Origin of the sequence: Streptomyces sp. Tu 2975 (assembly GCF_009832925.1) — a bacterium.
Taxonomy (GTDB): domain Bacteria; phylum Actinomycetota; class Actinomycetes; order Streptomycetales; family Streptomycetaceae; genus Streptomyces.
The window spans coordinates 5,855,345-5,867,311 of the sequence record NZ_CP047140.1 but is presented as its reverse complement, the minus strand read 5'-3'; the positions used below and the strand labels follow the sequence as shown (position 1 = coordinate 5,867,311).

Here is an 11,967-nt window from a genome sequence, read left to right as displayed (position 1 = left end):
AGCGGCGGCGGCCCACGATCCGGGAGCATGAGCCGGGAACAGGAGCCGGGAACACGAGTGAGGGGCGACGCTCGAAGGCGTCGCCCCTCACTCGTACTCCGAACTTGTGGGCCGGAGGTCCACTCGTCGTCCGGTCGGGACCGGACGGCTCAGTGACCGCCCTGCTCGTCGCGGCGGCGCTGCCACCGCTGCTCGATCCTGTCCATCACCGATCTGCGCTGGTGCGACTGCCGGCGACCGTGTCCGCCGGATGTCTGCTGCTGTTCACCCGGCTTCGGCGCCTTGCGCCAGCCCGTGACCGCGAGCACCGCACAGCCGAGCATCACCAGGAAGCCCACCACACTGATCCAGATCTGCTGGGCGACCATTCCGGCCATGAGGAGCGCGATACCCACCAGGAAGCCTGCGACTGCTTGGTAGACCCGTCGCCGGGTGTACGTACGCAGCCCGCTTCCCTCGAGCGCTGTCGCGAACTTGGGATCTTCGGCGTACAGCGCTCGCTCCATCTGCTCGAGCATTCGCTGCTCGTGCTCCGAGAGCGGCACGGAGTCCTCCTCGTCGTCGGTCGCGGGGGCGACCGGTAAGCGGCCCTTCCAGGATAGGCAGGGATTCGCCCCCGTGAAACCCGCCCTCTCGCAAAACGCCTTCCGGGCCGCCATGCCCGATCGGGTTGCTGAGGCCTAGATTCCCCAACCTCCGATCCGTCATGCCGGATGGTGTCCCCCGATCATACGGTGCGAAGCCCGACGACGGAGGGTCTGTGGCGTACTCCATCTGCGGCTGCGCCGCTGATCAGCCGCGCTTCTCACCCAGGACGTGCAGCTGGGTCGCGACGGAATGGAAGGCCGGCAGTTCGGCGGCGGCGGCTTCCAGCTTCAGCAGGGCGTCCAGCGCACCGGGCTCGGTGTCCACGAGAACGCCGGGAACGAGGTCGGCGAAGACCCGAACTCCGTGCACGGCGCCGACCTCGACACCGGCCTGTGCGACGAGTTCGGTGAGCTGCTCGGCCGTGAAGCGGCGGGGTACCGGGTCGCCCGTGCCCCAGCGGCCGTCGGGGTCGCTCAGCGCCTGGCGGGCCTCGCTGAAGTGCCCTGCGAGGGCGCGGGCGAGGACGGCGCCGCCCAGCCCGGCGGCGAGCAGGCTGAGTGCTCCGGCGGGCCTGAGCGCCTCCACCGCGTTACGTACGCCCTCGGCCGGGTCGTCGACGTACTCGAGCACGCCGTGGCAGAGGACGGTGTCGTAGCCGCCCCGCTCGACCACGTCGAAGAGGCCGTGGATGTCGCCCTGGACGCCGCGCACCCGCTCGGCGACCCCGGCCTCCGCAGCCCGTCGCTCGAGCGCGAAGAGGGCGTTAGGGCTGGGGTCGACGACGGTGACCCGGTGGCCGAGCTGGGCGGCGGGCACGGCGAAGTTCCCGGTGCCGCCGCCGGTGTCGAGGATGTCCAGCGAGTCCGTCCCGGTCGCCTTGACCCGGCGGTCCAGGGCGTCCCTGAGGACATCCCAGACCACGGCGGTGCGGAGAGAGGCGCGAGAGGGGCGCGGTGGGGTCTCCCCACCGGTGGGGGACGGTTCCGACACGGCAGTTGGCTCCTCGGGCGATGTGCTGGTTGGCCTGCTCCCACCCTATTGCCTCCGCCGTCCGGGCCGACGTTCCGTCTCATCCCGAGCCATCGCGAGGCATCCCGCCTCCCCTCCACGGCGTCCACGGCGTCCACGCCGCCCCCGCCGCCCCCGCCGCCCCCGCCGCCCCCGCCCGGCACCGTGGCCGGTCCCCGCGTGCCCCACCGATCCCTGCCGGCCCCCCGGCCGCCCCCTGGCCGGTCCCTCGGGCCATCCCGCTCCCCGCGCTCCCCGGCTCAGCCGGCGACGTCCCCTCGCCGCGTCGCCGTGCCGTCGCCGGGCGTGTCCTGATGCGGCTGCGACACCCTGGGCCGGGGCAGGGCCGGCTGAAGCACCAGCAGGCGCTCCACCAGGCGCAGGAACATGGCCGCGTCCCTGAGAAGGTCGTCGGCGTCACGATGGCCGGCCGCGCCCCGTATGCCCGCCTCTGCGCGGGCCCGGCGCTCGGCGCCCGAGGCGAAGAGCAGGCTCCATTCGGACAGCTCCGGCGCTATCTCCGGCAACACCTCCCAGGCGCTGCGGATGCGCTGCCTGCGCCGCGCACCGGTCTCGGGGCGGCCGCGGGCGGCGAGCACCGCGGCGGCCGTGCGCAGAGCGGCCAGATGCGCCGTGGCGTACCGCTCGTTCGGCTGGTCCAGGGTCGCGGCCTCCTCGAGTCCGCTACGGGCCTGGGCGAGCAGATCGAGGGCGGCGGGTGGCGCGGAGGACCGGCGCAGGACGGGATGCACGTCGTGCGCCGGGCCGGTCGATGAGGGGGCAGGGCCGGTGGAGCGGCGCCGGTGAGCGGCGGCTGCTGAGTAGCTGGCCATGACGAGCCTCCTGTCGTCGTGTGACGGCGCTGTGGCCGTATGTGTCCATCGTGGAGGCACCCACTGACAATCGGCCCTGACCTGGTCTTTTGCTTCGATCAAGGGTTCGGGGGTAGTTTTTGCACTGACTGGTCAGTTTAAAACTGACGGAGGGAACGGGATGGGGATCGGGGTGGGGCGGGTGGACAGCCCGCAGGGCGCGGCCATGAGCATCGAGGATCTGGGGCTGAGAGGCCCGCGCGGCTGGGCCTTCCGCTCGGTGGACCTCCACGCGGAGCCGGGCGCGCTCGTCGCGATCGAGGGTCCGTCGGGCTCGGGGCGCACCTGCCTGCTGCTCGCTGTGACCGGACGGATGCGCCCCACGGAAGGCCGTGCGGAGGTCGCCGGCCTGCAACTGCCGCGCGGGATGGCCGCGGTGCGCCGGATCAGCGCGCTCGGTCCGGTGCCGGGGGTCAGCGATCTCGACCCGGCGCTCACCGTCGCTGAGCACCTGCGCGAACGGGCCCTGCTGCAGAGGCGCTTCGACGGTTCGTTCCGGGCTCTGTTCCGGCCCCGTGCGGAGCGGACGGCCGCTGCGGCCGAGCGTGTCGAGAAGGCGCTGGCAGCCGCCGGGCTGGAGCCGGCGACGCTGCCCAAGGGGGAACGCACGGCCGTACGCGATCTCGAGCGGCTCGAGGAGCTGCGGCTCTCCGTGGCCCTGGCACTGATCGGCGGCCCCCGGCTACTCGCGGTCGACGACGTGGGCCTCAAGCTGTCCGACACCGAACGGGCCGCTGCCTGGGACCTGTTGCGCTCGGTCGCGGAGAGCGGGACGACCGTGGTCGCGGTGTGCAACGAGGCGCCGGAGGACGCCGTCGTCGTACGCACCCGGCCCACCGGGACCGGTTCGCTCGGCGACGACGACGCAGACACCGACACCGACACCGACACCGACACCGACGAGACTCCCGCCCGGGCCCCCGGCACCGGCGCCGACGAGAGCACCGACACGAGCTCCGCCGACAGCCCGGCCGAAGAGACCGGCAAGGACACCGACGTGAACATCGACGAGGAGGGGGCGGCCGATGCGATCGCCGAAACTGGCCGCGCTTGAGCTGAAGCGCTTCGGGCGGGGAAAGCTGCCGGCCGCCGCGATCGTCGCGGTCATGCTGCTGCCGCTGCTCTACGGCGCCCTGTACCTGTGGTCCTTCTGGGACCCGTACGGCAGGCTCGACAGGATTCCCGTCGCCCTCGTCAACGACGACAAGGGCGCCACCGCGTCCGGCAAGAGGATCGCCGCGGGTGACGAGATCACCAAGGGCCTGCTCGACAGCGACGTCTTCGAGTGGCACGAGGTGGACGACGCCGAGGCCCGCCGGGGCGTCGAGGACGGCACGTACTACCTCTCCTTGACCATGCCGGAGGACTTCAGCCGGCGCATCGCCTCCAGTTCGGGCGACTCCCCCGAGACGGGTGCCCTCCAGGTCCGCACGAACGACGCGAACAACTACATCGTCGGACAGATCTCCCGGACGGTCTTCTCCGAGGTGCGTACCGCCGCGTCGACCAACGCTTCTCGGTCGTTCCTCGACCGCATCTTCATCTCCTTCTCCGACATCCACGAGGCGACGGAGAAGGCGGCGAAGGGCGCCGACAAGCTCAAGAGCGGCGTCGGGAAGGCCAAGAAGGGCTCGGAGGACCTCGCGGACGGCCTGACGGACGCGAAGGACGGCAGCGGCAAGCTCGCCGGAGGGATCACGAAGCTCCACAAGGGCGCCGGCGAACTGGACAGCGGCTCCCGTCAGGTCGCCGACGGCACGCAAGTGCTCGCCGACAAGGTAAACGGCTATGCCGACAAGGCGCGTCCGTATCTGAAGGACAACGGGAAGTCGATCGGTGACACCGCCCGGCTGGTGGCTGACTCCTCACGGGCCGTCCAGCGCAATCTCGGCCTGCTGACCGAACGGGCCCCCGGCGCCGCGATCCGCGCCCACAAGGCCGCCGACGCGCTGAGCGAGATCCACCGGACACAGTGCGACCAGGCCCTGCTCCCCGACCCGAAGGCGTGCCCCGAACTCGAGCGCGCCAAGGACACCGCGGCGGACGTCGCCAAGATCGCCGACGATCTCAATGTGCTGATCGGCAACAGCAACGGCGAGCTCAAGACACTGAAGAAGCACCTCACCGACCTCGAGAAGAAGGCCGACGACCTGGCCCGGCGCGCTCCGAAACTGGACGAGAACCTGGAATACGCCCTCGGCAAGATCAACGAGCTCAACACGGCCGCCCACAAGGTCGCCAAGGGCGCGAACCGGCTGCACACCGGCCTCACCACCGCGAAAAAGGGGTCCACCGAACTCGATTCGGGTGTCGGCAAGCTCAAGAAGGGCGCGGGCGAGCTGGACGGCGGACTGTTCCGGCTCGCCGACGGATCCACGGAACTGGCGGTCGGGCTCAACGACGGCGTCCACAAGATCCCGGACTACGACAAGAAGGACCGCGACCGCCGCACCGAGGTCATGGCCGACCCTGTCCGGCTTGCCGGCAACTCCCTGCACTCGGCGCCCAATTACGGCACCGGATTCGCCCCGTACTTCATCCCGCTCTCCCTCTGGGTCGGCGCGATGGTCGCCTACATGATCATTCAGCCGCTCAACCGCCGGGCCCTGTCCACCGGGGCGTCCGCCTGGCGGATCGCCCTGGCGGGTCTGCTTCCGGTGGCGGCGATCGGTCTGCTCCAGGTGGCGGCCCTGATGTCCGTCCTGTACTGGGGTCTCGGGCTGAAGACGGCCCACGCGGCGGGCACCGTCGGCTTCCTCGCCCTGGTCACCTTCTGCTTCGCGGCGATCATCCAGTGGCTCAACGCCCGATTCGGCGCCGCCGGCCGGATCCTGGTCCTCGCGGTCCTGATGCTCCAGCTGACGTCGGCGGGCGGCACCTACCCGGTACAGACGAGTCCCGGCTTCTTCAACGCGATCCATCCGTTCCTGCCGATGACCTACGTCGTCGAGGCGCTGCGCAGGCTCATCACCGGCGGCGGACCCGGTCCGGTGTGGCAGGCGTGTGCGGTGCTGCTGGCCTTTTCGGCCGGTGCGCTGGCCCTGACCGCCCTCTCGGCCCGACGAAAGCAGGTCTGGACGCTGGACCGGCTTCACCCGGAGCTGAGTCTGTGACCGCGCCCGGACCTGTGAGAATCGGTCCCATGGACAGCAGCAGCAGACGCCGGGCGACGCGCGCGAAGCTCTACGAGGCCGCCGTGACGCTCATCGCGGAGCAGGGCTTCTCGGCCACCACGGTCGACGAGATCGCCGAGCGCGCCGGGGTCGCCAAGGGCACGGTCTACTACAACTTCAAGAGCAAGACCGAACTCTTCGAGGAGCTGCTGCGCTTCGGCGTCGGCCTCCTCACGGCTTCGCTCCAGGAGGCCGCCGACCGTACGGCCGAGCGCGGCGGCTCCAAGGTCGAGGCGCTGGACGCCATGATCAGGGCCGGTCTGGTGTTCATCGACCGCTATCCGGCCTTCACCCAGCTGTACGTGGCCGAGCTGTGGCGCACCAACCGGGCCTGGCAGTCCACGCTCCTGGTGGTGCGGCAGCAGGCGGTGGCCGTTGTGGAGACGGTGCTGCGCGAAGGGGTGGAGGCGGGCGAGCTGAGCGAGGAGGTCGACATTCCGCTCACGGCCGCCGCGCTGGTCGGCATGGTGCTGGTGGCGGCACTGGACTGGCAGGCGTTCCAGCGGGAACGGTCGCTCGACGACGTCCACGGGGCGCTGTCGCTGCTGCTGCACGGCCGGGTGAGCGGCCGCCGGGACTGAGCCCTGCCCTGCGCGACCCACAACAGGCGCCACGGAACAGGTCGCGTGGGAAGTGCGCGTGAGGTCCCTTCCCCCGCAGCGGGGGCGCAGACACGAAACGCCGGCCGGCTGGTCCTCCAGCCGCCCGGCGTTTGCGTTCCCCGTTCCCCCCGCCACCCCCGTGGTCCGGAGAGCCCGACCCCCGTTGTCCCCCGTGGTCGTGGGCCCTCCGTCCTGCAACCCCCGTTCCGTCAGGGGAGCCGCACCGTTCCGCCGCCCCGTGTCGTCGGTGCCGGTGCCGCGCCCCTTCCGTGGTCCCCACTCTTCCGTCCGGGCGGGCCCGGCCCCATCCGCGCACATACTCATCTCGGCGCGTAGGTAGGGATACTCAGCACTCCGCGCTCGACCCCACCCGCGACCGCCGCCGGGTGGTTACGATCGCGTCCGTGTCCGTACTCCCCCTCGTCTTCACCAGCGGCTGGGCCAGCGGGATCAACGCCTACGCGGTGGTCCTGATGTTCGGCGTGCTCGGCGCGTCCGGCGTCTCCGACCAGGTGCCGCAGGCGCTCCAGCGCCCCGATGTCCTGATCGCCGCCGGGGTGCTCTTCCTGTGCGAGGCGGTGGCGGACAAGGTTCCGTACGTCGACTCGATATGGGACACGGTCCACACCGTGATCCGACCCGTCGCCGGCGCCGTGGTCGCCGCGCTGCTGGCGGGTGAGAGCGGTTCGCTGCCGGAGCTCGCGGCGGGAGCCGTGGGCGGCTCGACCGCGCTGATCAGCCATCTGGTCAAGGCGGGCACCCGGATGGCGATCAACACCTCGCCGGAGCCGTTCAGCAACATCGCCGTGAGTGTCGCGGAGGACCTCGGGGTCGCCGGGATCATCTCCTTCGCGGTCTTCAACCCGGTGGCCGCCGCCGTCATCGCCGGCACGCTCCTCGTACTGGGCATCGTCACGGTGCTCTTCCTCGCCTCGAGGATCCGCCGGTTCCTGCGGCGCAGGGCGCAGCGCCGGGAGGAGAGAAGCCTGGGCGCGGTGGGCGTCCACCGACCACCGGACTGGTGAGCGCAGGCCGCCGGGCCCGGCGCGCACCCGGCCGGGAAACCGGTGGTCGCGGGTAATAAAGTCGTGGTCATGGCACGGATTGCGGTGATCGGCGCCGGGATGGGCGCGATGGCGGCGGCCGCCCGGCTGGCCGTGGCAGGCCACCGGGTGACGGTGTACGAGCGTCTGGCGACCCACGGCGGCTCGGTGGGCCGCTTCGAGCGGGACGGCTTCGCCTTCGACACCGGGCCCGGTCTGCTGCATATCCCGGCGGTCTGGCGGGACCTGTTCGTCAAGACCGGCAAGGAACCGCTGGAGAAGTGCGTCGAGCTGACGCAGGTGGACCCGGCGAGCCGGCACGTCTTCGCCGACGGCACGGACGTCAGCCTCCCCAACGCGTCGAGGGCCGGCACCCTCGCCGCGCTCGAAGCGGAACTCGGTCCGGGTTCCGGCGAACGCTGGGGCGAGTTCCTCAATCGCGCCCGGGACGCCTGGGAGCGCTCACGCCGTCCGCTGCTGGAGGAACCGCTGCCCGCGGACACCGCGTTCCTGTCGAGGGACCCCTACCCGGCTGTGCGGCAGGGCCTGTTGCGGCGGCCCGCACGCACACTCGCGGAGATCGGCACACGCGAGCTGCGCGACCCGCGCCTCGCCGCACTGCTCGACAGCCACGCCGTGGCGTACGGCCTCGACCCTCACAGCGCGCCCCCGTCCGCCGCGGTGCTGCCGTACATGGAGCAGACCTTCGGCTCCTGGTACGTGAAGGGCGGCCTGCGCGCCCTCGCCGACGCGGTGTACGAGCGCTGCATGGCCAGAAAGGTGAAGTTCGTCTTCGGTGCCGCCGTGACGGGCGTGCTGGAGAAGGACGGCCGTGCCGCCGGTCTGGAGCTGGACCGGGGCGGCCCTGTGGAGGCGGACATGGTGGTCTCCGGGGCCCCGGTGCCGTCGCTGTTCGAGAACCGCGTCGTTACGTGGGCCAGTCCGGACGAAAAACCGCGGACGCGGCCGGGACCGGGCACCGGCCGGCTGACCGTCCACCTCGCGCTGCGCGGCGGCCGGCCGGCCGGCACCGTGCACCGCACCGTGGTGCACACCCCGGACCCGGCGGCGGAGTGGGACGCGATCCGCGCCGGCCGGCCCGGCCCGCGGCCGACCGTGGTCGTGATGCGGCCCGACGACCCGCTGCTGCGGCCGGACGACGACCACGAGACGGTCACGCTGACGTCCACGGTGCCGGCCGAGCCGGCCGGCGGGCAGGGATGGGTGGAGATCGCGGAGGGTGCCGCCGACAGGATGGTGGCGGCGGCGGAGGCCGCCGTCCCAGGGCTGCGTGAGCGGATCCTGTGGCGCGTGGTGCGCACTCCGCAGGACACCCGTCGCTCCACGGGTTCGGCCGCGGTCCCGGCCCCTGCGCTCGCCGGCGCGTCGGGGGCGTTCCTGCCGGCGATGAACACGTGTCCCCTGGCGGGCCTGTATCTCGCCGGGGGCTGGGCGCATCCCGGGGGCGGGCTTGCGCATTCGGGCATGTCGGGTGCGCTGGTGGCCGGGCTGATCGTGGAGGGCGCGGACTTCCGCGGCTCCCGCTGAACGGCCGCGGCCGAAAGCCGGCGGCCGCCGCTGCCGAAGCTCAGTAGCGGTACTGCTGCTGTTCGTTGTACCCGTTGTCGTAGTACGCGGGGGGCTGCTCCTGCTGGTCGCCCTCACGCTGCTGCGGCACCCACACGCCGCCGGGCGGGGTCTCGCTGTACCCCTGCTGCTGCCCGTAGCCGGCGTACTGCTGCTGGTCGCCGTAGCCGCCGCCATACGTGTCGTAGGTGCTGTACTGCTGGCCGCCCACATAAGGGTCGGAGTACGTGGCGTACTGCTGGCTGTCGGTGCCGTAGTCGTACTGGCCGGCGTACGTCGCCGCTTCCGCGGGCTGCGGCTGCGCGTAGCCGTGGTCGTCGTAGGCGTTGTAGGCGCCGTAGCCGGAGCTCTGTGCGGCGTAGCTCTCGTCGCGGGTCCCCGCCTGCTCCGCGGCGGGCCGGGCGGCGTACGCCTCTTCGGTGTAGACGCCGTACTGGCCGGTGTCGTCGGGCAGGGGCTGCGGCTCGTAGACGGCGGGTCCCGTGGCGTCCGCCGCCGGGCCGGCCATGTCGTAGTCCTGCTCGGCCGAGTCGTACGAGAGGTCGGTGACCTCGAGCGTGGGCTCCCTCGTCGCTTCCCGGTCCGCGGCGGACCTGCGCCGCCTGCTCACGCCGGGGCTGCCGCCGAGGGCCCAGCCGGTGGAGAAACCGCGCCGGAAGGAGAGGGTCACATAGGTCTGGCCGACCGCGAAGGCCATGGCGCCGAGGGCGATCACCACCACGGACGGCAGCAGCACGCCTATGACGACGCCCAGGAAGCCGCCGAACGCGAGCAGCCGCCAGCGCAGCCGTGCCTTGTACTGCAGCAGCACCTCACCGAGCAGCCACAGCGCGACGATGCCGAACGCGATATAGAGGACCGTCCAGCCCATGTCCGCCCCTCTCCTGCGGCCGCCGCCCCGGGACGGGGCGGGTACGACCGGTCACGACTGCTCGTGCAGTCCGAGATTCTCGTAGATTTCGAGCGTCGCGGTGGAGTTGTTGAGCGTGATGAAGTGCAGCCCCGGGACACCCTCGGCGAGCAGCCTCGCGCAGAACTCCGTCGCGAACTCGATGCCAATGGAGCGTACAGCGGCCGGATCGTCCTTGACCGCGAGGATGCGCTCTTTCAGCTCGGCCGGGAAGTGCGCGTTGCTGAGCGTGGCGAAGCGTTCGATCTGCTTGACGCTGGTGACGGGCATGATCTCGGGAATGATCGGGGTTTCGCAACCTGCCGCGGAGACCCGGTCACGAAGCCGCAAATAGTCCTCGGGCACGAAGAACATCTGCGTGATCGCGTAGTCGGCGCCGGCTCGGCACTTGTCCACGAAGTGCCGGGTGTCCTCGTCCCAGTCCTTCGAGCGGGGGTGCATCTCGGGGAAGGCCGCGACGCCCACGCAGAAGTCGCCGGACTCCTTGATGAGCCGGACCAGGTCGGCCGCGTAGCTCACGCCCTCCGGGTGCTCGACCCACTCGCCCATCGGGTCGCCGGGCGGGTCGCCGCGGACGGCGAGGATGTTCCGGATGCCGGCGTCGGCGTACTGGCCGATCATGTTGCGCAGTTCGGCGACGGAGTGGTTGACCGCGGTGAGGTGCGCGACCGGCGTGAGGGTGGTGTCGGCGGCGATCTCCTGCGTGGCCTTGACCGTGCCCGCGCGGGTGGAGCCGCCGGCGCCGTAGGTCACGGAGACGAAGTTCGGAGCGACCGCCTCGACCCTGCGCAGCGCGTTCCACAGGTTCCGCTCGCCCTTTTCGGTCTTGGGCGCCCAGAACTCGAACGAGTACGACGTCTTGCCCGTCGCAAGCATGTCGCGCACCGTGCGTGCGCGATCCGTTCTGGTGGAAGCAGTACCGAGGGCCATACCGGCAGGTTAGCCAGACCGAGGGGATCCTCGAACCGAATCAGGGAAATATGTCTGTTTTGCCGGTGTCTTGTCCATCCCTTGGACAGAGATGGACGATCACCGCCGCCGTCAGGCGGTCCGCTCCCTGACACGCTTCGCCAGGTCGGCGGCGGCCGCGGCCGGATCACCGGCCTCGGTGATCGCGCGTACGACGACGACCCTGCGCGCCCCCGCGTCCAGCACCTCGTCCAGATTGGCCGCGTCGATCCCGCCGATCGCGAACCACGGCCGGTCACCGGTCAGCCCCGCCGTGTACCGCACCAGGTCGAGCCCGGGGGCGTGCCGCCCCGGCTTGGTGGGCGTGGGCCAGCAGGGGCCGGTGCAGAAGTAGTCCACGCCGGGCTCGACGGCGGCGGCGGCCGCCTCGGACTCGCTGTGCGTCGAGCGGCCGATCAGTACGCCGTCCCCGAGGATCGCGCGGGCGGCCGGCACCGGCAGATCGCCCTGGCCCAGGTGCAGCACGTCGGCGCCGATGGCGTGAGCCACGTCGGCGCGGTCGTTCACCGCGAGGAGCCTGCCGTGCCGGCGGCAGGCGTCGGCGAAGACCTGGAGGTGCTCCAGGTCCTCCGCGGCCTCCATGCCCTTGTCACGCAACTGCACGATGTCCACGCCGGACGCCAGGACGGCGTCGAGGAACTCGGGCAGGTCGCCCTGTCGCTTACGGGCGTCCGTGCACAGATAGAGCCGGGCGTCGGACAGCAGCGCGTGAGCCGTGGACATGAGGCGATCCCCCCGTTGGGCGGCGGACGCACGGGCCGGGCGGCCCGGGCCGTGCATCCGCCGGCGATGATGGTTTCCGTCGGTTCAGACGGCGAGCGCCTGGGCCCGGCGCTTCACCTCCGTGCCGCGATTCTCGCTGAGCGCCTGCGCAGGCGTGCCCGGCAGGGTCGGGTCGGGGGTGAAGAGCCACTCGAGCATCTCTTCGTCGTTGTAGCCGTCGTCCCTCAGCAGGGTCAGGGTCCCGGAGAGGCCCTTGACCACCTTGTTGCCGTCGATGAAGGCGGCAGGCACCTGGAGCGCCCTGTTCTCACCGCGGCGCACGGCGATCAGCTGGCCGTCCTTGACCAGCTGCCGCACGCGCGTCACCTCGACATCGAGCATTTCCGCGATGTCCGGCAGGTAGAGCCAGGCGGGGACGAGGGCATCGATCTTTGCGTCAATCTCGGTCACGGGGACAAGCCTGCCATCCAGGACCGACAGTCGGTAGCCAGG

The 11,967-nt window shown here is 71.4% G+C and carries 12 protein-coding genes; 5 read left to right on the top strand and 7 right to left on the bottom strand.

Annotation, left to right across the window (positions count from 1 at the left end; genetic code table 11):
* Window positions 1-149: 149 nt before the first annotated feature.
* The 3 genes from GLX30_RS26050 to GLX30_RS26040 form a co-directional block, all read right to left on the bottom strand.
* Window positions 150-545: a DUF3040 domain-containing protein gene (locus tag GLX30_RS26050; RefSeq protein ID WP_159692875.1), complete on the bottom strand. Its 396-nt coding sequence runs from the start codon at window positions 543-545 to the stop codon at window positions 150-152.
* A gap of 247 nt (window positions 546-792) precedes the next feature.
* Complete coding sequence (locus tag GLX30_RS26045; RefSeq protein ID WP_159695259.1) at window positions 793-1,509, bottom strand: methyltransferase; 717 nt, start codon at window positions 1,507-1,509, stop codon at window positions 793-795.
* A gap of 347 nt (window positions 1,510-1,856) precedes the next feature.
* Window positions 1,857-2,429, bottom strand: a complete 573-nt coding sequence (locus GLX30_RS26040; protein WP_159692873.1) for an SAV_6107 family HEPN domain-containing protein — start codon at window positions 2,427-2,429, stop codon at window positions 1,857-1,859.
* A gap of 160 nt (window positions 2,430-2,589) precedes the next feature.
* Here GLX30_RS26040 and GLX30_RS26035 point away from each other — a divergent pair, with 160 nt between their 5' ends.
* From GLX30_RS26035 to GLX30_RS26015, 5 genes are all read left to right on the top strand, one after another.
* Entirely contained in the window at window positions 2,590-3,522 is a 933-nt protein-coding gene (locus GLX30_RS26035) for an ATP-binding cassette domain-containing protein (RefSeq protein WP_244258286.1), read from the top strand.
* Window positions 3,494-5,581, top strand: coding sequence for a YhgE/Pip domain-containing protein (locus tag GLX30_RS26030; protein ID WP_159692871.1), 2,088 nt, complete (start codon window positions 3,494-3,496; stop codon window positions 5,579-5,581). Before GLX30_RS26035 ends, GLX30_RS26030 begins: the two co-directional genes overlap by 29 nt.
* 29 nt (window positions 5,582-5,610) lie before the next feature.
* A complete protein-coding gene (locus GLX30_RS26025; RefSeq protein WP_159692869.1) occupies window positions 5,611-6,222 on the top strand; it encodes a TetR/AcrR family transcriptional regulator in 612 nt (203 codons plus the stop codon).
* Between the two features lie 425 nt (window positions 6,223-6,647).
* Complete coding sequence (locus GLX30_RS26020) at window positions 6,648-7,268, top strand: DUF4126 domain-containing protein (RefSeq protein ID WP_159692867.1); 621 nt, start codon at window positions 6,648-6,650, stop codon at window positions 7,266-7,268.
* Window positions 7,269-7,337: 69 nt separating this feature from the next.
* A complete protein-coding gene (locus GLX30_RS26015) occupies window positions 7,338-8,834 on the top strand; it encodes an NAD(P)/FAD-dependent oxidoreductase (RefSeq protein WP_208545488.1) in 1,497 nt (498 codons plus the stop codon).
* A 40-nt stretch (window positions 8,835-8,874) separates the two neighbouring features.
* Here the strand turns inward: GLX30_RS26015 and GLX30_RS26010 are convergent, their stop codons facing one another.
* The 4 genes from GLX30_RS26010 to GLX30_RS25995 all read right to left on the bottom strand — a co-directional run bounded on the left by GLX30_RS26010 (window position 8,875) and on the right by GLX30_RS25995 (window position 11,925).
* Window positions 8,875-9,744, bottom strand: coding sequence for a hypothetical protein (locus GLX30_RS26010; RefSeq protein WP_159692865.1), 870 nt, complete (start codon window positions 9,742-9,744; stop codon window positions 8,875-8,877).
* A 51-nt stretch (window positions 9,745-9,795) separates the two neighbouring features.
* The gene (gene metF / locus GLX30_RS26005) at window positions 9,796-10,713 is read right to left on the bottom strand and encodes a methylenetetrahydrofolate reductase [NAD(P)H] (RefSeq protein WP_159692863.1); all 918 of its coding nucleotides are present in this window, start codon (window positions 10,711-10,713) and stop codon (window positions 9,796-9,798) included.
* A gap of 111 nt (window positions 10,714-10,824) precedes the next feature.
* Window positions 10,825-11,475 (bottom strand): thiamine phosphate synthase, encoded by a 651-nt coding sequence (thiE, locus tag GLX30_RS26000; RefSeq protein WP_159692861.1) that lies wholly within the window; start codon window positions 11,473-11,475, stop codon window positions 10,825-10,827.
* An 84-nt stretch (window positions 11,476-11,559) separates the two neighbouring features.
* Window positions 11,560-11,925, bottom strand: a complete 366-nt coding sequence (locus tag GLX30_RS25995; protein WP_159692859.1) for an Rv2175c family DNA-binding protein — start codon at window positions 11,923-11,925, stop codon at window positions 11,560-11,562.
* Window positions 11,926-11,967: the final 42 nt, after the last annotated feature.